Raw genomic sequence first — 19,646 nt, 5'->3', positions numbered from 1 at the left:
CTACCAGCATGGTCCCGAAGCTCATGTTCCTGCCACCAGAGGCAGGTCCTGTTGGCGCCTGCGGGTGCAGGCGGGTACGGCGGACCGGCATGTCCTTCCGGTCCGGTCCGCCGCTCCACCCGTCAGGACGGGAGCCACGTCCGCCAGGTGGCCTCGTTCTCCTTCACCCAGCGGCCCGCCGCCTCCTGCGGCGACAGCTTCTGGTCCGCGATCATCAGGGCGACGTCGTTCTGCATGTCGGTCGTCCACCTGAACTTCTTCAGGAAGGCGGCCGCGTCACCTCCGCCGTCCGCGAAGCGGGCGTTGAGGAACTTCTGCAGCGGCGTATGCGGGTACGCGCAGGCCACCTTCTCCGGGTCCGCGTCGCAGCCCTCCTGGTAGGCGGGCAGTTTCACCTCCGTCATCGGGACCTTCTCGAACAGCCACTGGGGCTTGTACCAGTAGCTCAGGAACGGCTTCTTCTCCTTGGCGAACTGCTTGATCTGGGTGATCTGCGCCGCCTCCGAGCCGGCGAACACGACCTGGTAGTCGAGATCCAGGCTGTTCACGAGCGCCTTGTCGTTCGTCACGTAGGACGGGGAGCCGTCAAGGAGCTGGCCCTTGCCGCCGCTCTCCGCGGTGCGGAACTCGTCGGCGTACTTGTTCAGGTTCTTCCAGTCGGTGACGTCCGGGTGCTGCTCGGCGAAGTACGTCGGCACGTACCAGCCGATGTGGCCGGTCACCCCGAGGTCGCCACCGCGCGCGATCGTCCCCTTGTCGTCGATGTACCGCTTCTCCTGCTCCGGGTGGCCCCAGTCCTCCAGGATGGCGTCCACCCGGCCCTGGCTGAGCGCGTCCCAGGCGGGTACCTCGTCGATCTGCACCGTGTCCACCCGGTAGCCGAGCTCATGCTCCAGCAGGTACTGGGCGACGGCGACGTTGGCCTGCGCGCCCACCCACGACTGTACGGAGAGGGTCACCGTACGAGAGCCCTTCGCGTCGGCGTACGGCGAGGACTGGCGGGTCATGTCGGCGGCGCCGCAGCCGGTGAGGCCCACCGCCAGGGCGGCAGCCGTGACGAGGGCGGCGATGCGTGTGCGAGCCATCTCAGGCCCCCCTTCCTACGAGGTCGCGGCGTTCCGTCGGCTGGGTGACGCGGTCGAGCATCAGACCGAGACAGACGATCGCCGCGCCGGCCACCAGTCCCGTCGCCAGGTCGCCCTGGGCGAGGCCGAAGACCGCGTCGTAACCCAGCGCTCCACCGCCGACGAGGCCGCCGATGACGACGACGGCCAGGACGAGCACCACGCCCTGGTTGACGGCGAGCAGCAACGCGGGGCGCGCCAGCGGAAGTTGGACCTGGAACAGCTGCTGCCGCCCGGTCGCGCCCAGGGAGCGCGAGGACTCCATGGCGGCCGGGTCCACCGCGCGTACCCCCTGGGCGGTGATCCGTACGACCGCGGGCAGTGCGTAGACGACGGCGGCCGCGACCGCCGGGGCTCGGCCCACGCCGAACAGGGCGACCACGGGGATCAGGTACACGAACTGCGGCATCGTCTGGAAGACGTCGAGCACCGGTCGCAGCGCACGTCCCAGGCGGGTGCTGCGGGCGGCGGCGACCCCGAGTGCGAAGCCGAGCAGCAGCGTCACGGCGACGGCGGCCAGGACCTGAGACAGGGTGTCGAGGGCCGGGTCCCAGACGCCCAGGACGCCGATCGCGGCCATCGCGAGAACGGCGGTCGCGGCGGTGCGCCAGGTACCGATGAGCAGGGCGAGGACGCCCACGATCAGCAGTACCGCCCACCAGGGCAGCCACTGCAGGCCGTCGCGCAGGGGGTTGAGGACCCATGTGGTGAACCGCCCCGCCCAGTCGGCGGTTCCGCCGATGACGGGCACGCCGGAGTAGAGGTGGGCGGTCATCCAGTCGACCGCCCCGTTGACGGGCTCGGCGATGTCGACCGTCCACGCGTCGGGCCAGGAGAGCCGGTCGGACAGCCGGCCGGCGACGGCGACGACGGCGGTCGCCGCGAGGGCGACGGCCCAGCCGAGCCGTGACCTGGGGGCCGGAGCCGTACCGATCCGCTCTCCGGCCGCGGCGGTGACCCGGTCCAGGACGATGGCGAGCAGCACGATGGGCACGCCGGCGGAGAGCGCGGCACCGACGTCGACGGAGGCCAGGGCCTGGTAGACGCGGTCGCCGAGACCGCCCGCCCCGATGATGGACGCGATCACGGCCATGCCGAGCGCCATCATGATCGACTGGTTGACGCCGAGCAGGAGCTCCTTGCGGGCCAGCGGGAGGCGGGCCGTGAGCAGCCGCTGCCTGCCGGTGGCGCCGAGGGACATGGCGGCCTCCATGACACCGGCGTCCGCGCCGCGCAGTCCGAGCGCGGTGAGCCGGGCCATGGGCGGGGCGGCGTAGACGACCGTCGCGAGGACGGCCGCGGGCACGCCGATGCCGAAGACGAGGACGACGGGCAGGAGGTACGCGAAGGCGGGCAGCACCTGCATGGTGTCGAGGACCGGCCGCAGGACCCGGTCCATACGGTCCGAGAGGCCGGCGGCCAGGCCCAGGAGACCGCCGAGGAACACGGACGCGGCGACGGCGACGACCATCAGGGCGAGCGTCTGCATGGTGGGCACCCACATGCCGAGCAGCCCGCAGGCGCCGAAGGCGGCGACGGAGGTCAGCGCGAGCCGGACGCCCGCGACCCGCCAGGCCAGCAGTCCGGCGCCGGCGGTGACGCCGGCCCAGCCGAGGGCGAGCAGCAGCAGGTACACCGCGCGGACGGACACGACCACGGCGTTGCTGACGTGTCCGAGGAAGTAGAGGAAGAGGGGGTGGCCGTCGCGGTTGTCGATGATCCAGTCGCTGGTGCGCCCGAGCGGACCGGAGAGATCGACGGCGAGCGACGCGGGCCAGCTGCCGCCGCCCAGAAGCACGGCGCCGAGGACGAGTGCGAGGACCGCGCCGACGACGACGCCGATCAGCCGGACGCGGTGGCGCGTGAACGGGCGCAGCGCACCGGGCGCGGTGTCGGAGGCGGCTGTGGGGCGGCGAGGAGCGGGGGTGACGGTGGCGGTCATCGGCCCCACCGCCCCAGGGCGTCGGGGGTTGTCGCGCCGTACGGTGACGGCCGGGTGGCGGCACCGGTCGTGGCGCCACGGCGCGGCCAGGTCACGCCATCGGTCGTGTCACCGCGCCGCGGCCGGGTCGCCGTGTGGGTCGCGGCGCGCTGCGGCGCCGGGTTCGCGGCACCGGTGGTGTCACCGCACCACGGCCAGGAGTTCGCGGCACCGGTGGCACCGTCGGCCGGCGGCCGGGTCGCGGCACCGGTCGTGCCGCCCGGCGGCGGCCAGGTCGTATGGGCGTACATCAGGCCACCGCCTTCCCCGTCGCGGTCGGGACCCCGGCGACGACACCGAGGAGTCCGGCGTGGTCGACCACGCCGAGGCAGCGGCCGTCCTCGACGACCCGCGCGTTCACGCCCGTACGGGCGACGGCCTCGATGGCCTCGTGGACGGTGGCGCTCGGGGCGAGCGCGGGGCCGGCCTCCCGCTCGTCGGCGAGCGCGGGGCGCATCGCCGAGCGGACGGTGAGCACCTGCTCGCGCGGCACGTCCCGGACGAAGTCCCTGACGTACTCGTCGGCGGGGGAACCCACGATCTCCTCCGGCGTGCCGAGCTGCACGATCCGGCCGTCGCGCATCAGCGCGATGCGGTCGCCGAGCCGCAGTGCCTCACTGAGGTCGTGCGTGATGAAGACCATCGTGCGTCCCTCCTCCCGGTGCAGGCGGATGACCTCCTCCTGCATGTCCCGGCGGATGAGCGGGTCGAGCGCGCTGAACGGCTCGTCGAACAGCAGCACTTCGGGGTCGACGGCGAGGGCGCGGGCCAAGCCGACCCGCTGCTGCTGGCCGCCGGACAGCTGGCTCGGCCTGCGGTGCTCCATGCCGTCCAGGCCGACCTTCGTGACGAACTCGGCTGCACGCTCGCGTCGTTCGCCGCGCCCCACACCCTGGATCTCCAGCCCGTACGCGATGTTGTCGAGCACCGTCCGGTGCGGCAGCAGCCCGAAGTGCTGGAAGACCATCGAGGCCCGGTGCCGGCGCAGTTCGCGGAGCCGGCCGCCGTCCATGGACAGCACGTCCTCTCCGTCGATGGAGATCGTGCCCGAGGTCGGCTCGATGAGCCGGGTCAGGCAGCGGACGAGCGTCGACTTGCCCGAGCCCGAGAGTCCCATGACGACGAAGACCTCGCCCTTGCGGACGTCGAAGGAGACGTCTCGGACGGCGGCGGTGCAGCCGGTGCGCTCGCGCAGCTCGGCGGCGCCGAGCGCGGCGAGTTCCTTGTCGGCGGGCACGCGGTCGGCCTTCGGACCGAAGACCTTCCACAGCTCGCGTACGGAGAAGACGGGTTCGGCGGTGTCCTGCGTCGGTTCGTTCATCGTCGGGTGCCTCCCAGCAGGTCCACGCATTTCTCGCCGACCATGAGGACGCCGATCATCGGGTTGACGGCGGTCATGGTCGGGAAGACGGACGCGTCGGCGATCCGGATGCCGTCGAGGCCCCGGATCCTCAGATCGGGTGCGACGACGGCGAGTTCGTCGTCGACGGAGCCCATCCGGCAGGTGCCGGCCGGGTGGTAGACGGTGTGCGCGACATGACGGGCGTACGCGCTCAACTCCTCGTCGGAGGTCACCTCGGGCCCCGGGCAGACCTCGCGCTTCAGCCAGCCGGCCAGCGGTTCGCTCGCGGCGATCTGCCGGGCGATGCGGATGCCGTCGACGAGGGTCCGGCCGTCGTAGTCGTCCTCGTCGGTGAAGTACCGGAAGTCGAGTGCGGGCTTGACCTCGGGGTCGGCGCTCGTCAGGTAGAGCCGACCGCGGCTGCGCGGCTTGGGGATGTTCGGGGTCATCGACACGCCGTGCGCGGGCCGTTCGTAGCCGATCCGCTCCGGGTTGTCGGTGAAGGGGATCTGGTAGAAGTGGAACATCAGGTCCGGCCCCTCGGCCTCCGGGTCGCGGCGGACGAACAGCCCGGCGTCGGAGTCCATCGCGGAGTTCTCGGGGATGGGGCCGTGCGTCTCCCACACGATGACCGACTCGGGGTGGTCGAGCAGGTTCTCCCCCACGCCCGGCAGGTCGTGTACGACGGGGATGCCGAGCTTCTCCAGGTCGGCGCGCGGCCCGATGCCGGAGTGCAGCAGCAGACGCGGGGTGTCCACGGCCCCGGCGCACACCAGGACCTCGCGCCGGGCGCGTACGACATGCTCCGCGCCCTCCTTGGTACGGATGTGCACGCCGGTGGCACGGGTGCCTTCGAGCTCAAGACGGAACGCCCAGGTCTCCAGGGCGATGTGCAGGTTCGGCCGGTCGAGGAAGGGGTGCAGGTAGGCGACCGAGGCGGAGGACCGCTTGTTGTTCTCGGGGTGGTAGGCGAGGTCGAAGAAGCCGACGCCCTCGTGGAAGGGCTGCCGGTTGAAGCCCTCGACGCGGGGAACGCCGAGCGCGGTCTGCGCCGCGTCGACGAAGTCCCGGGCTATCGCGTTCCGGTCGGCCTCGTCGACGGGGACGATGTTGTTGCGCAGCCGGGCGAAGTACGGATCCATGGCTGCCGCGTCCCACCCCTCGGCGCCGGCCTCGGCCCACTCGTCCCAGTCGGAGGGAAGGGGCTTGAACGCGATGAGGGTGTTGTGCGACGAGCAGCCACCGAGGACCCGCGCACGGCTGTGCCGGATGTACGAGTTGCCGCGGGGCTGCTCGGTGGTGGGGTAGTCGTAGTCCAGCTCGCCGCCGAGCAGGCCCATCCAGCGGCGCAGGGTGAGGACGTCGTCGCGGCCGACGTCGCTGGGGCCGCCCTCGATGACGGCGACGGTGACGTCAGGGTCCTCGGTCAGCCGGGAGGCGATCACGGAACCGGCGGTGCCGCCGCCGACGACGACGTAGTCGTACACGTGCTGGTCGTTCATGCCTGGTCCTTCTCCGTCGTGCCCGCGAACCAGCGCACGGGGCGCGGAGCGAGGTTCTGGTAGATGTGCTTGGCCTCGCGGTATTCGGCGAGGCCGCTGGGGCCCAGTTCGCGGCCGATGCCGGACTTCCCGAAGCCGCCCCATTCCGCCTGCGGCAGGTAGGGGTGGAAATCGTTGATCCAGACGGTGCCGTGGCGCAGCCGGGCCGCGACCCGCCGGGCGCGGTCCGCGTCGGAGGTCCACACCGCTCCGGCGAGGCCGTACTCGGTGTCGTTGGCGAGGGCTACGGCCTCCTCCTCGGTGCGGAAGGTCTCCACGGTGAGGACGGGGCCGAAGATCTCCTCGCGGACGACCCGCATGCCGCGGTGGCACCGGTCGAGGACGGTCGGCCGGTAGAAGTAGCCGGGGCCGGGCGGCCTCTCGCCACCCGCACGCAGGACCGCGCCCTCGCCGAGGGCGGAGGCCACGTACTCCTCGGTCCTCGCCACCTGGGCCGCGGAGACCAGCGGCCCGCACTCGACGCCCTCGTCGGTGCCGCGGCCGAGGCGGATCAGTTCGGCCCGGCGGGCGAGCTCGGCGACGAAACGCCCGCGCAGCGACTCCTCGATGATGAGGCGGGAGCCGGCGGAGCAGACCTGGCCGCTGTGGATGAAAGCGGCGTTGAGCGCCTGGTCGACGGCGGTGTCGAACTCCTCGGGCGTCGAACAGGCGTCGGCGAAGACGACGTTGGGGTTCTTGCCGCCCAGTTCGAGGGCGACCTTCTTCACGCTGTCGGCGGCCGCCTTGGCGACCTTCGTGCCGCTGACCAGACCGCCGGTGAACGAGACGAGGTCGACATCGGGATGCTCGGCGAGCCGGGCACCGACGGTGTGACCGGGGCCGGTGACGATGTTGGCCGCGCCGAGCGGCAGTCCGGCCTCCAGGAGCAGCTCGACCAGTACGACGGTGCTCAGCGGGGTGATCTCGCTGGGCTTGATCACGAACGTGTTGCCGGCGGCGAGGGCGGGCGCGATCTTCCAACTCGCCTGGAGCAGCGGATAGTTCCACGGCGTGATCAAGGCGCACACCCCGACGGGCTCGTGCACGACGACACTGCGGATGTCGTCCGAACCCGCGTCGACGACCCGTCCACCGTCCTCCTTCTCCACGAGGTCGGCGAAGTAGAGGAAGGCGTCGCGGACGCAGTCGACGTCGACGCGGCCCTCCTCCAGGGTCTTGCCCGCGTCCTGGCTCTCCAGGGCGCCGATCCGCTCGCGGTCGCGCTCCAGCAGGTCGGCGACCCGCCGCAGCAGGGCGGCTCGATCGGCGACCGCCGTACGCGGCCAGGAACCGTCGTCGAACGCGGCGCGCGCCGCGGTCACGGCGTCGTCGGTGTCCTGGACACCGCCCTCCGCCACGACCGCGAAGGCGGTCGCGTCGACGGGGTCGATGATCTCGCGCGTGGCGCCGGACAGGGCTGCGCGCCACTCTCCGCCCACATGGATGGTCTGCTGTGCTGCCGTCACGTCGCGTATGGCCTTTCGTTCCTCTGAGTCCCCCTGCCGGTAGCACCGGCGGTTCGGCCGCCTGCCCTGGCTTCCGGAATCCATGCGCGATGTATTGCGGAGAGTGTTCTGACTCACGCTTGAAGTCGGGGCAAGTAGGGACATAGGGCACAGCTGCACGGAGGGTGCCACTCCCTCCGGCCGAGTCGGCGGCGGCTCCACAGGTCCTCGCGGGTGACGCCGGCGCACCCCAGGCCTCGCCGCCCGAGAGTTCGACCTGCCGAGTTTTATCTTTCTGACCACAGAAACGCTACGTTGCGTTCAGAGATACAGCATTGACTCCATTGCGCCAAGAGAGTCATTGACGCAGGTGAAAGCGGAAGTATCCCTGCAACACCCGACCAGGTAACCGCCACGCCGCCCACTCCCCCGTTGCGATGGGCTGCACGTGGACGTTGCGCGTGGAGAAAAGATCAGACGGAACGATCCAGCTCCGGTCACATCTTCGTGTGCCGCTCCGTCAGTGCTGTGAAGACGCCAACCAGGCCGACACACAAGCCGCATGCACGTCGCGATACAAGGAGAGCAGCCATGACGAACACCTCTATCTCCCGGATGCCCGACCCTTCCGAGTTCGTGCCCGAGCTGAAGGACGTCAGTGCCGCCCTGTTCCGGGCGACGGGGAACCGCTCGGTGCCGCGCACCACGATGAGTCTCGTCCACCTGCGCGCCGGGCAGATCGTCGGCAACACCTACCTGACGATCCTGAACACCGGTTTCCTGCGCAAGGCCGGGGAGTCCGAGGCGCGCATCACGGCCGTCTCCTCCTGGCAGGACGCCCCGTACTTCACCGACGCCGAGCGCGCCGCCCTCGCTCTCGTGGAGGCCACCCTCCAGCCCGCCCCGCACGGCAGGGAGCGCGTCTCCGACGAGCTGTACGCCGAAGTGGCCAGGCACTACGACGAGAAGGCACTGGCCACCCTCACCATCGCGATCGGCCAGATCAACTTCTTCATCGCCCTGGCCGTCATCGGCAAGCCCCAGCCCGTCGACTCCCTCGCCGACCAGCAGTGGGACTGACCCCCGCCCGTCCCGTCCCCTCGATGCACGCGGATGCCGGCGGGGTCGACAGCGGCCCACCCGCCCTGCCCGTCGCTGGTACGTCACAGCCTGCCGGTACGTCACAGCCTGCCGGTGCGTCACAGCCTGCCGGTGCTCAGGTCCTGGCGGTCCGGCGCAGGTGGGGGGCCTGGTGTCCTGGCCGGCCCGCCGCATCGCGCAGGGGATGATGGGGGCCGGAAAGACGGAACACGAGGTCAGGAGCTTCCATGGCGAAGCGGGTTCACCAGCCACGTGAGGATGCGGAGTTCGATTTCATCCTCAGGATGAGCGGAACCCCGGTCCTCGCGTACTTCACCGGGACATGGCCCAAGGCCATCGAGCCCTGCCGGGCGATGGACCTCGTCGTGGGTGGCATCGCCGACGAGTACGCGGGCCGCCTGACCGCCGTCCGAACCGACATCACGCGCTGCCCGGTGACAACCGAACGGTTCGGGATCACCGGAGCCCCGTCCTGCGTCCTGCTGAAGGAGGGGGAGGCGGTGGCCCACCGTGCGGGGCCTTTGAGCACGGCCGAGCTCCGGGAGTTCTTGGAGGGCCACGTCTGAGACCGACGCCGCGACCGTGGCAAGCAACACGTTCCGCACCCAAGGCGGGCCCACGGGCCGACCGCGAAGCAGGGCCGGGATCCCGGCAGGGCACCCTGGAATCAGACTGCCGCCTTACCAAGCAGCCCCGGCGTCAGGCCGTCCGGATCCGGTCCCGCACCTCCGGCCGCACCTCGAACCCGGCCGCCTTGTACGTGGCGACGCCTCCGACGTTGGAACTCGGCGTGCACACACGTACGCTCGACGAGCCCATCTCCCGCAGCGCGGCCGCCCCGGCCACGGTGATCGCCCGGCCGTAGCCGCGACCACGGTGGTTCTCGTGTACGCCCATCGGCTCGACCAGCCCCGGCTTCCCCGGGCCGGCCGACCACACCGTCACCACCGCCGCCACGCTGCCCTGGTCGTCATAGGCGCCCAGGCAGCGGGCATCGGCGTAGAACGGTCCCGCCGACATCGCGTGCCAGTACTCGCGTGTAGGCCGCGAGGTGTTGAACGCCGACCGTAGGACGTCGGCGAAGTCCTGCGCCTGCTCCGGGCCGATCGACTTGATCCGCACGCCGGGGTCCTCCACCGGCTCGGTGAGGTCGCGGAAGAGCGGCGTCCACGGCTCGTCGACGCCCCAGCCCTCCTTGCTCAGCAGCTCGTGGAGCAGCAGGCCCTGCGGCGCCTCGATGGACACCGTTCCTTCCGGCAGCACGCCGCGCTCGGGCAGCGAGAAGTCCTCGACGAGCCGCCGCGCCAAGTCCTCATCCTGGAAAGCGTCCGGAGCGACCGTCATCCGCACCAGCGTCGGCGAGTCGAGCATCCCGACCGCGAGAATCCGCCCGTCCCGACTCCAGGTCCGGACCACCGCGGCCGTCTCGGCCGTTCCGAACCGGCAGTTCCAGCCGATGTCCCCGGAATGCAACTGCATCGGCGCCACGTCGTACTGCCACTCCCGCAGCGCGGCCATGGCCTCGCGTACCCCGTCGACAGTCGTCGTACCCAGCACAATCGTCATAGCTGGGATCAGACACTCCACCCCGAAGGTCCGCAACCGGATTAACCGGGCCGGCCGCTGCTCGCTCCCGCAGCGGCCCGACCAAGAGCTTCTTCTCCCGTAACTGCCCAGCAGCTTCGGTGCCCCCGTTCCGCGACGGCGCGGTGATCCGCTCGTGCACCTCGGGGTTCTCCGTACGATGACCATCGTGCTGCGTTGCCTCCCAGCAGCCCGACGTCGTGTAAGGCCCCCACTCCCCCGGACGAGCGGGGTGGATCCGGAAGATCCGCAACCAGGGCGCGCGTTCCTCATCGGCCCCTCCACCCCGGCACCCTCGTCGATGACACGGCCAGGTTCAGATGAACGTGCTCAAGCCCAGGCGCTTCAGCGGAAGGCGTCGGCGTTTTCCGAAGCCCATTGCCGGAACGGACGGGCGGGAGTTCCGGTGATCCGTGCAACCGTGTCGCGCACCATCAGCAGCTCGTCGTTCACGTCTCCGCCCGTGACGTCGAGCACCGCTTCCGCCGCGTCCGCGCCGAAGACCGCGGCCATCTGTGCGTGGGCTTGCTGACGGCTGATCTCGGCGAAGGGAATCTCCCGGTCCAGTGCTTCCGCGATGGCCTCGACCTGTTGCCGGGCGGTCACCGGCTCGGGGCCGGTCAACGCATACGTGCGCCCGTGGTGGCCGGGCTCGGTCAGTGCCACCCGTGCCACCGCCGCGATGTCCGCAGGGTGGATGGTCGGCAGCGCGGTCTCGGCGTACGGTGCGCGGACGGTCTCGTGGCCACGGATGGAATCCGCCCACATCAGCGTGTTCGAGGCGAACTGCGTCGGTCGCAGGATCGTCCAGGCCATGCCGCTCGCCTTGAGCAGTTGCTCCACCGTCAGGTTCTCGCCGGCGGGGTCGAGGTGCGGGTGGGTCTGAACGGTGATGGACGACACCAGCACGACGTGCTCCACACCCGCCTGTCGGGCGGCTTCGAGTACGTCGGCGTCCGGGCCCAGGCGCGACACGAGAAACAGCGAACGCACCCCTTGAAGCGCGGGCTTCAACGAAGCCGGCTCCATGAAGTCGCCCTCCACGGCCTCAACCCCGTCGGGGAGGACGGCCCGCGCGGCATCACGCGTGAGCCCCCTCAGCGACCCGACACCACGTGCGTGCAGCTCCTTCAGCAGGGCACTTCCTATGTTTCCGGTAGCTCCGGTCACGAGGATCATGGGTGCGTCTTCCCGTCATCAGATGATCAAGTAGGCAACACACTAGAACCTCAACCAAGATTCAGGTCAAGGAGCGCCCGACCGCTCCCACGGCTGGGCACGTGCATCCGTACGCGACGAGGTCTTGTCGTCAAATGGCCTTCGCTCCTCGGCACAGGTCGCGGCCCGCAAGTGAGGGGGACCGGATGCTGCGGGCGGCCCAGACGAAGGCGGACGCGGCGGGCGGCCTCGACTGGCTGGTGTCAGTCGACTCAACAGGCAACGTCTCCACCGGATCTGCCGAGCACTCGAAACGGCCGCCACACCACTGGGGACACTGCGGCAGGATCCAGAATCAGCGACCCCTGCCGGAACCGGTGGCCGTCACGGACCGACGCGAAGACCTCGCAGGCCTCTCCACTGTTCAAGGCTGCGACGTCCGCCTCGGCGCGATGCCCGAGCGTCCCCAGGTAGTCGGACGAGGAGGTCGGGGGACGGGGACGGGAGTACGGGGAGGGTCGAGGAGGACGCATATAGTGCGTTGGCGGGCACGCCGATGTCGACGGCTCGGCCCTCCTGGACACTGCCGTCGCCCTCCGGCGCACGCTTGCCACCCGCGGGCGCCGCTCAGGGGTGATCCGTACCCGTACCGCACGCAGCTCAGGAGCCCGCCCATGCGCCACTTCGATGTCGAGACGCTGACGCCGGGTCGGTGGCGCAATGGCGGCGGTGCTACCAGGGAGATCGCCTCCTGGTCGACGGGCACCGAGGAGTTCGGGTGGCGCGCGAGCGTCGCCGATATCGATCGGGACGGGCCGTTCTCGGCGTTTCCGGGAGTCGACCGGACACTCACCCTGCTGGCGGGCAACGGTGTTCGGCTGACCTGCCCCGAGGTGTTCGAGCGGCTGCTGTCACGCGCGGGCGAGCCGTTCGCGTTCTCGGGCGACCTCGCGCTCGCCGCCGAACTCCCCAGTGGCCCCTGCCGGGTGCTCAACATCATGGTGCGGCGCGGTCGCTGGACGGCTCGGGTGGAGCGGGTCGCCGCTCGGGTTGTACCGCCGGTCGGGCACGCCGGGGTGTTCTACGTCCTGCGCGGCCGTTGGCAGACAGGTGAGAACGGGCGGGTCCTGGCGTCAGGCCAGGGCGTGTGGTGGGACGACGACAACCCGTCGGGCGAAGGGGTCACACCGCTCTCACCCGACGCATCGGCACTGTGGGCAGATATCGCTCGGGCGGAGTGACGTCTGGTCAAGCGGTCGGGGCCGTCATCGGATTACCATCGCCTTCATCGGATGGCCTTCATCGGATGGCCGTCGTCGGATGACTCCCGTGGGACCGCGGCCCGATGGACACGCGCGACTGGAACAGGACGTTTCCCTGTGTGAAGGCGCGCAAGGCGCCGGACTGACCCACATGGTCGACCCAGCGGATACCCGAGCGGCACCCGAATCGTCGTCCGGCGCGCACGCCCAGGCCCCGCCACCCAACTGCCCCAGTCCGACGTGGACGAAGGCAGCAGCAACGTGAAGTCCGGCACCACTCGCGCGCGCTGGCAGGAGAGTCGGCCATCGCCGAGCCGATGAAGGTCCGCTATTGGCGGCTGCTGCACACAGCTGCTCGACTCACCCACAGTGGACGCCGCCTCCCCCTGTGAATCTCCGCCACCTGGCCTTGGGGCTCCAGCCATGCCCGCACGGCGAGAAGCAACCATCACCTCACGGGCTGCCCCGCCATAGCTTTCTTGGGGCGTACTGGTCTGGGGGTTCGGCGGGCTGGTGGTGCAGCAAGCGCGGGGCGGGCCGCTACTCGTACCGGTACTTCAGCGAATCCGCCTCCGCCTGCTCGATGTCAGCGATCGTCAGCTCCGGCATCCGCAGCTGCGCCAGCGTCACCTCGGCCGAAGTCGGCTGGGCGTCCGCCGGCAGCCACTGCTCCGGCTTCCAGGCCCCGCTGCGCAGGAGCGACTTGGGGCAGTGCGGATAGACCTCCTCGATCCCCACCACCAGCGCACTGGCCGGCGGCTTGCCCACGGCGGTCAGCTGCGACAGCAGGTCCGGGCGGGTGGAGACGCAGGCCCGGCCGTTCACCCTGAGCGTGGTGGTGCGCCCCGGGATGAGGAACAGCAGCCCAGCCCGTCCGGTGGCGATGACGTTCTGCAAGGTGTCCAGACGTTTGTTGCCGGTCGCGTCCGGTATCGCCACCGTCCTTTTGTCGAGGACGGCGACGAACCCGGCGGGGCCGCCGCGCGGGGAGACGTCACAGTTGCCCTCGGCGTCCGCGCTGGCGATCAGGACCAGCGATGAGCAGCCGATCAACCGTTGGGTCTGATCGGTGAGTTCGGTCATCTGCTTGCGCAACGCCGTGTCTTTGGGGAGTTCGTAGACACGGCGCAACGCCTCCTGGTCGGGCACGGCGTCGCGGCGGAGCGAGTCGAAGGCACTGCTGACAAGGGGTGTCGTCATGCATCCGACTTTAGGCCGTGTCTCTTCGATCAGCGGTCTTTGCTCTGATCACGGCGAACGATCGACCTCGCTGGTCGACCGATGTCCATGGCCAACTGCACTGTTAGCGTGACCCCTTGAGCGAGGGGAATGCAGACAGCAGATGGTACCGACAACTTTTCGTATCGGCGGGGACCTGGGTGTACTGCGGCTCGGATTCGGAGCCATGCACCTGCCGACCGAGCCCGCCTCCGATCGCCAGGCGTCCCTTGCGGTTGCCCGGCGGGCTGTCGAGCTGGGCGTCACGTTGATCGACACCGCCCACCTGTACGGCGGGGGCGCAAACGAGGAACTCCTCGCCGAGGCCCTGCACCCCTACCCGGACGAGCTTCTCATCACCACCAAGGTCGGCGTTGCACGGTCGGCCTCCTCAGGTGAGTGGGGACTGGACGGACGGCCGGCCGTCCTGCGCGCTCAGGTCGAACAGGCCCTCCGTCGGCTTCGCGTTGAGCGCATCGAGCTGCTCCAGCTGCACCGCATCGATCCGGAGACAGCTCTCGCCGATCAGCTCGGCACGCTGCGGGACCTTCAGACCGAAGGCAAGATCGGCCGGATCGGACTGTCTGAGGTCACCGTCACCGAGCTGGACCAGGCACGAGAGATCATCAACGTCGCGAGCGTGCAGAACCGCTACAACCTGCTCGACCGCGAGCACGAGCCCGTGCTCACGGCCTGCGAGGCGGCGGGCATCGCGTTCTTGCCGTGGCGGCCCGTCGCGGCAGGGACGTCGGGCGCGCGGGCCGAGATCGCCTCCGTGGCGGCCGAGAGCGGCGCCACGCCCACGCAGGTCGCGCTCGCCTGGCTCCTCGGCCACTCGCCGGTCATCCTCCCGATCCCGGGCACCACCCGGATCGACCATCTGGAGGAGAACCTCGCCGCGGCAGACCTCCATCTCACTCCGGCCCAGCGCGAGCGCCTCGACCGGCTGCCCGCACAGGCGTAGGTTCTTCCTCTTCCTCACGAGCGGAGCCAGATGAGGAGGGCGGCGGCAGTGACGCTGCTTTGGTAGACGCGACGCGGGCCTTCACGACCGTTCCAGCAGGCCCCGCACCATCCCGCACCGGACTCCCGCCGCGGTCGAGAACCGGGTCTGCCGGCTGCGGACCGGCCGCGAACTCGGCCCGGCACGGATCGGCCGGCTCCTGGGCCTTCCCGCCTCGACCGTGCACCGCATCCTTCTCCGGCACGGCACTGAACCTCTCGCCGATCATGCACGGAGCCGGGTCACCAGCACGACCGCGGGTCCTGTACGTGCTCCGGCGAGTGCCGGTCCTCTCCCCGGCCCAGGCCGGTCCGGACCAGGAAGCCGGGGTCCGCGTCCTCCGGCGGGCGGGCGATGTGCACCCGCTGGGTCCCCGGGATGCCCACCTCGACGAGGGCTCCGTCGCGGAACATCCACAGGCTGAACACGTCGTCGTCCTCGTCATGCAGCATGACCTGCACGCAGGCGGGCTCGTTCCACGGCAGAGACTCCAGGTCCTTCAGCACGCCGCGCCGCCGGTGCCGCCGCACGAACTCGATGTGCCAGCCCCCGACGAACCAGGGGATCTGCACGAAACAGCCGTGCCAGGTACGGGACTCGTCCGGCCGCGTCAGCGGCTCCATCACCTCGTCCTCGTACCGCGCCAACACGATGACCTGCGCCATTCTGCTCATGCCCCCATGCCACACCGTGCCGGACGCCGAAGGCAAGGGGTTGGGCCGAGCTGGGCCGGGTTGGAGATGCCGGGGATCCCGAACCGTCCGGCTCAGTCCCACCAGAGGGACCACATCGTCGAGCGGGCCATGCCGTTCCCGGCTCTGACCGCGTCCTGCACAGTGTCGCCGCAGTAGGCGAACAGCTCGGTGGCGGCCTGCGCGGCGCCCCGGGGATCCAGGGGCGGCCGGTCGACCACCAGCTCCAGGTAGGGACCTGCAGCGAAGAACAGCTGTGCGCCCCACTGTTCCTGCCAGCGGCGCAGAAGAGCCGCGTCGTCAAGGGGAGTCAGGCACCGGCTGCCGTGCCCGAACCAGTTCGGATTGGCGTACAGACCGGGAAGGAGTACGGGCAGTTCGTAACCACCCCTAGCAGCCACGAAGTTGACCCAGCGCATGCCGGCGCGGCTTTCGCCGTGGTCGGTGGCCCACCGCGGCACCCCCAGCATCGGCCCCACCACCGCCGGACCCAGCAGTGGTGCCAGACGGTCGGGATCGTGATCGTCCCGCCAGCCCAGGAAGTCCTCGTCGTCGAAAGGGAGGCTCTTGGTCGACCACCGGAAGCTGGAGACCACGACCGACGCGGCCCGGGCGTCGTGATCCTGAAGGACGACCTCGGCGACCGAACGCTCCCACTCGGCCGTGTCGCAACCCCACTCGTCCTGGTAGGCGGCCTCTCCTCCGGGCGAGGCGGACGTGACATAGGGCCACCAGCCGGTCTCTCCGTGCCTGCGCCGCCCGATCTCCCACACGTCCCGAACCCGCTCCATGGGCACGCGCGCTCCGACGATGTCGACGCCCGTGCCCGTCACGGCCCGCGCGATCTCGGCCTCGGGGCACCACTCCCGCAGGAGACGCAGAAGATCATCGGCAGGAAGGGCGGGCGGGCGAAGGAACGGCGTCATGAACCCAGGACCCTAGAGGCGGTCGGCAAGAACCGCGCCACCATTTTCCCCTGACCGCCTTCCCTGACCGCTTCCCCTGACCGACCGGACGGCCGGTGTTTCGCAGGACGGTGGGCCTGTGGGGCCGGTAGTCCTGTGTAGGTGAGATACGCGCAGGGCGGCGGGGTTGACCGATGTCGGGAGGGCTGTGCGGGAACGGCTGCGGTTGCAGACCGTGGAGCGTTTCGAGGGCGGGCAGAAGAACGCGGAGGTCGCCGCCGGGCTACGGGTGAGCGTCCGGTCGGCGGAGCGGTGGCGCCGATCCTGGCGCAAGAGCGGCGCGGCAGGGGTGCGCTCGAAGGGTTCACCGGGCCGGTCGAAACTCGCTCACATCCAGCTCGGAACCCCGATTGTGCCTGTGTGGGACAACGTCGCCTCCACCTGCCCGCCGGCATGAAGGACTTCATCGCTGCGAACGCCGACTGGCTCACCGTCTTCCAGTTGCCGACCTACGCCCCCGACCTGAACCCGACCGAGGGCATCTGGTCACCGGTAGGGAGAAGGTACTCGCCGGTCGCGATCAGTCGTGAGCCGTCGTACAACCTCACGGGAGCCTCGGCACTGAACATGTTCCCGTACTCGTGCCAGAAGACGATCTCGATGTCGACCTCGTAGGCGCGTTCCGGCTGGAACGACTCGATGCCCTCGGCCGACCGGACGACACACGAGGTCAGGACTTCGCCGAGCCGAAGAATCGGCCGAATCCCGCTCATTGCAGGCGTGACCCGCCCCCCGGCCGAGGCCGGAAGGAAGGTCACTCTGGCACGCACAACATGTGGGCCGATAGCGGGGTCAGTAGTCACGTTCGCTCCCGGTGGTGCCGCATACGGAACATCCTGTTCGCCCGGCTGAATGGGTACGACGCCATCCTTCACCCCCACCAACCCCGTCTGCACCCTCACCCCATCAGCCGCGGGTTCCGTCGGGCGGACGTCACCGACATCACGCATTCAACTTCAGTAGCTCTGACGAACATCTGGGAGGACGAGGGCGACCTCGATCCCCTCTACTACCAGGAACTCATCGAGTCGCCGGAGCCGCGGGAGTTCCGTGCCGCGCCTGCCGCAGTGCACGACGTCCACGCGAACCTGACGCTCGGCAACATGGACTTCGCAGAGGTCGCTGCGGCTGCCTCTGCAGCGTCTGATCAGGCGCTCCGGCCTGTTTGACCGGCACAGCGGGCGGCCATGCCCCGGCAGATGCGGGTCGTTCGTCGGGGCATGTCGTTGAGTGATGCGCAGTGGGCGCGGATCGAGCCGCTGCTGCCGGACCGCGTGCCCGGGCGGGGTGGACTGTGGCGGGATGGGATCCGGGCGGTGATCCCCCCCAGCCCACCGACCAGAGCCCCATTTGGTCCGCCCGGTGATCCGGAAGCAGCGGCCTGGCCGCCATGCGGTCCACCCGACGCAAACCGCGACTGCGGTTGTGACTTTCCTGTCCGCGTGACCGCGAACGGGTCTGTAGACGGCGCCGAGACCGACAGAGCCTCGACGGCCCGCAGGGCACGCACGGCGCCCAAGGCACGCACGGCACGCACGGCACGCACGGCACGCACGGCAATCAGTCGCCCCTCCCCCGTCTGGCTGTCGTGAGTGGCGGAGAGAGAGGCTCCACTCGACAGTGGGTGGGACAGGAAGTGGTCACCATCAGAGGAGGCCGTTATGGGTTCCAAGAAGGACACGAAAAAGACCTCAGTCGACGTCCAGGTGGACGATGCAGGCCGCATTGTCGTCAGTGCGCCGGAGCTTTCAGCACAGCTCAGAGATGCGCGCTCAGCCTTGCCCGCCCGGGCGCGAACCGTTGTCAACAATGGTTGCAATCTCGTCGTCGGGTGCGGATCGGGCGGCGGCCCGAAGAAGTAGACAGCGACAGGCCAAGACGCTCGCCTGCGGCCGTGATCGGCCGCAGGCGCTTCCGGCTGCTCTGCTATCGAGCTTCGCCGATCCCATTCGTTAAAGCATCGGAGCATGACTGATGAGCATTTCCGCCGACTCGTCCGGTCACACGAAAGAAGCTTTCCAGGAAGAACTTTTGGCGTCCTTTTCAGATGATTTTCTCCACTTGATCATTCTCCCTACGGAGCAATGCAATTTCCGTTGCACATACTGCTACGAGGACTTCGCGATCGGCCAGATGGATCCGTCTACCGTGCAGGGCATCAAGCGGCTGCTTGACCGGAGGATGGACGGGCTGCAGCGCGTGAGCGTCTCGTGGTTCGGTGGCGAGCCCCTCTTGGGCCGAGGGGTGGTGGAAGACGTGTCGGCCCATATCGCCGAAGCGGCGGCTCGGAGGCCAGGGCTGGGGTACGAGGCCGACATGACCACCAACGGGTACCTCCTCGACCTTGCGATGGCGGAGAAGCTGATGCCCCTGGGCGTCCGCACCTACCAGATTTCCCTGGACGGGCCGGAAACCGTACACAACGCCTCCCGCGTCAGAGCCAACGGCGGCGGCTCGTTTCAGCGCATCTGGAACAATCTGCTGTCGATCCGGGCCAGCAAGCTCACGGTGCGCGTCATCCTCCGCGTTCATCTCGCACCCGACACCTTGCCGTACATGCCGGACTTCCTCGCTCAGGTGCGTGACACATTCCTTGACGATGAACGCTTCTCCGTGAGTCTCAGGCCGATCGAGCGGATGGGTGGACCCAACGACGAGTCCATCGACGTCCTCTCAGCGAGCGAGCGAGTCAGAATCATCGAGGACCTCAAGGCAGTACTGAGTAACGGGCCGTCCACCTCGCGCGAAACCGGAACCATGGATGTCTGCTACGCCGCACGCCCGAACTCGTTCGTCATTCGGGCCAACGGCAACATCGCGAAGTGCACTGTGGCCCTCAACGATCCGGCGAACAGCATCGGACACCTACTGCCGGACGGCACACTCCAGATCGACAACGAGCAGCTGACGCCTTGGGTGCGGGGATGGGCACGTCGAGATGAGGACTCCGTGCGCTGCCCCTATGTCGGTATGCCGCGTTCGGCGCCGCCCCTGCTACAGATCAGCTCGGGCCCTCGATCACGTGCCGACGCGCGGAGTTGACCTCGGCGCCTCGGCGCTTCGGCGCTTCGGCGCTTCGGCGCTTCGGCGCTTCGGATGGGGCCCGTCCGGCTGGTGATGCCACGCCTGGCTGCCCGGCCGGCCGGCCTGGCCGGCTGACCTGGCCGGCTGACCTGTGGGCCCCCTGTCCACCCACGACCCGGACGGCTCGGAGCGCCCGGCCGCAGCGT

General features: G+C 69.6%; 18 protein-coding genes and 2 pseudogenes. 9 read left to right on the top strand and 11 right to left on the bottom strand.

Annotated elements, in window-relative coordinates:
- Window positions 1-122 precede the first annotated feature (122 nt).
- The 6 genes from OG259_RS39995 to OG259_RS39970 are packed head-to-tail and all read right to left on the bottom strand — an operon-like array spanning window position 123 to window position 7,454.
- Window positions 123-1,085 (bottom strand): ABC transporter substrate-binding protein, encoded by a 963-nt coding sequence (locus OG259_RS39995; protein WP_328946742.1) that lies wholly within the window; start codon window positions 1,083-1,085, stop codon window positions 123-125.
- Window position 1,086: 1 nt separating this feature from the next.
- Window positions 1,087-3,066 carry an ABC transporter permease gene (locus tag OG259_RS39990; protein WP_328946741.1) on the bottom strand — a complete coding sequence of 660 codons (1,980 nt, stop codon included), beginning with the start codon at window positions 3,064-3,066 and terminating at the stop codon, window positions 1,087-1,089.
- On the bottom strand, window positions 3,063-3,356 hold the full coding sequence (locus OG259_RS39985; RefSeq protein ID WP_328946740.1) for a hypothetical protein: 294 nt from the start codon (window positions 3,354-3,356) through the stop codon (window positions 3,063-3,065). The genes OG259_RS39990 and OG259_RS39985 overlap by 4 nt, the downstream gene beginning before the upstream one ends.
- Complete coding sequence (locus OG259_RS39980; RefSeq protein WP_328946739.1) at window positions 3,356-4,426, bottom strand: quaternary amine ABC transporter ATP-binding protein; 1,071 nt, start codon at window positions 4,424-4,426, stop codon at window positions 3,356-3,358. The genes OG259_RS39985 and OG259_RS39980 overlap by 1 nt, the downstream gene beginning before the upstream one ends.
- A complete protein-coding gene (locus tag OG259_RS39975; RefSeq protein ID WP_328946738.1) occupies window positions 4,423-5,949 on the bottom strand; it encodes a GMC family oxidoreductase in 1,527 nt (508 codons plus the stop codon). The genes OG259_RS39980 and OG259_RS39975 overlap by 4 nt, the downstream gene beginning before the upstream one ends.
- Window positions 5,946-7,454: an aldehyde dehydrogenase family protein gene (locus OG259_RS39970; RefSeq protein ID WP_328946737.1), complete on the bottom strand. Its 1,509-nt coding sequence runs from the start codon at window positions 7,452-7,454 to the stop codon at window positions 5,946-5,948. Before OG259_RS39970 ends, OG259_RS39975 begins: the two co-directional genes overlap by 4 nt.
- Before the next feature lie 570 nt (window positions 7,455-8,024).
- On the opposite strand from OG259_RS39970, the gene OG259_RS39965 reads away from it, so the two are divergent.
- Window positions 8,025-8,513 carry a carboxymuconolactone decarboxylase family protein gene (locus tag OG259_RS39965; protein ID WP_328946064.1) on the top strand — a complete coding sequence of 163 codons (489 nt, stop codon included), beginning with the start codon at window positions 8,025-8,027 and terminating at the stop codon, window positions 8,511-8,513.
- 248 nt (window positions 8,514-8,761) lie between these two features.
- On the top strand, window positions 8,762-9,100 hold the full coding sequence (locus OG259_RS39960) for a thioredoxin family protein (protein ID WP_328946736.1): 339 nt from the start codon (window positions 8,762-8,764) through the stop codon (window positions 9,098-9,100).
- A 133-nt stretch (window positions 9,101-9,233) separates the two neighbouring features.
- Here the strand turns inward: OG259_RS39960 and OG259_RS39955 are convergent, their stop codons facing one another.
- The gene (locus tag OG259_RS39955) at window positions 9,234-10,100 is read right to left on the bottom strand and encodes a GNAT family N-acetyltransferase (protein WP_328946735.1); all 867 of its coding nucleotides are present in this window, start codon (window positions 10,098-10,100) and stop codon (window positions 9,234-9,236) included.
- Window positions 10,101-10,463: 363 nt separating this feature from the next.
- Window positions 10,464-11,297, bottom strand: coding sequence for an NAD(P)H-binding protein (locus OG259_RS39950; RefSeq protein ID WP_328946734.1), 834 nt, complete (start codon window positions 11,295-11,297; stop codon window positions 10,464-10,466).
- A gap of 653 nt (window positions 11,298-11,950) precedes the next feature.
- On the opposite strand from OG259_RS39950, the gene OG259_RS39945 reads away from it, so the two are divergent.
- Window positions 11,951-12,517, top strand: a complete 567-nt coding sequence (locus OG259_RS39945) for a HutD/Ves family protein (protein ID WP_328946733.1) — start codon at window positions 11,951-11,953, stop codon at window positions 12,515-12,517.
- Window positions 12,518-13,078: 561 nt separating this feature from the next.
- On the opposite strand, the gene OG259_RS39940 is transcribed toward OG259_RS39945, so the two are convergent.
- Window positions 13,079-13,738 carry an MSMEG_1061 family FMN-dependent PPOX-type flavoprotein gene (locus OG259_RS39940; RefSeq protein ID WP_328946732.1) on the bottom strand — a complete coding sequence of 220 codons (660 nt, stop codon included), beginning with the start codon at window positions 13,736-13,738 and terminating at the stop codon, window positions 13,079-13,081.
- Window positions 13,739-13,880: 142 nt separating this feature from the next.
- Between OG259_RS39940 and OG259_RS39935 the strand changes: the two genes are divergently transcribed.
- The gene (locus OG259_RS39935) at window positions 13,881-14,720 is read left to right on the top strand and encodes an aldo/keto reductase (RefSeq protein WP_328946731.1); all 840 of its coding nucleotides are present in this window, start codon (window positions 13,881-13,883) and stop codon (window positions 14,718-14,720) included.
- Window positions 14,721-14,790: 70 nt separating this feature from the next.
- Window positions 14,791-14,979, top strand: a pseudogene (locus OG259_RS39930) (helix-turn-helix domain-containing protein); the annotation flags it as partial.
- A gap of 22 nt (window positions 14,980-15,001) precedes the next feature.
- Here OG259_RS39930 and OG259_RS39925 read toward each other — a convergent pair.
- On the bottom strand, window positions 15,002-15,433 hold the full coding sequence (locus OG259_RS39925; RefSeq protein WP_328946730.1) for a hypothetical protein: 432 nt from the start codon (window positions 15,431-15,433) through the stop codon (window positions 15,002-15,004).
- Between the two features lie 92 nt (window positions 15,434-15,525).
- A complete protein-coding gene (locus OG259_RS39920) occupies window positions 15,526-16,377 on the bottom strand; it encodes a DUF4253 domain-containing protein (protein WP_328946729.1) in 852 nt (283 codons plus the stop codon).
- A 141-nt stretch (window positions 16,378-16,518) separates the two neighbouring features.
- Here OG259_RS39920 and OG259_RS39915 point away from each other — a divergent pair.
- The 4 genes and pseudogenes from OG259_RS39915 to OG259_RS39905 form a co-directional block, all read left to right on the top strand.
- Window positions 16,519-16,917 (top strand): annotated as a pseudogene (locus OG259_RS39915) (transposase); the annotation flags it as partial.
- 272 nt (window positions 16,918-17,189) lie between these two features.
- Window positions 17,190-17,585 (top strand): DUF6924 domain-containing protein, encoded by a 396-nt coding sequence (locus OG259_RS41905; protein WP_443052162.1) that lies wholly within the window; start codon window positions 17,190-17,192, stop codon window positions 17,583-17,585.
- A gap of 492 nt (window positions 17,586-18,077) precedes the next feature.
- Window positions 18,078-18,278, top strand: a complete 201-nt coding sequence (locus OG259_RS39910; RefSeq protein WP_328946728.1) for a hypothetical protein — start codon at window positions 18,078-18,080, stop codon at window positions 18,276-18,278.
- A gap of 112 nt (window positions 18,279-18,390) precedes the next feature.
- A complete protein-coding gene (locus OG259_RS39905) occupies window positions 18,391-19,458 on the top strand; it encodes a radical SAM protein (protein ID WP_328946727.1) in 1,068 nt (355 codons plus the stop codon).
- Window positions 19,459-19,646 lie beyond the last annotated feature (188 nt).

Source organism: Streptomyces sp. NBC_00250, assembly GCF_036192275.1.
Taxonomy (GTDB): domain Bacteria; phylum Actinomycetota; class Actinomycetes; order Streptomycetales; family Streptomycetaceae; genus Streptomyces.
This window is presented reverse-complemented; position numbering and strand designations above follow the sequence as displayed.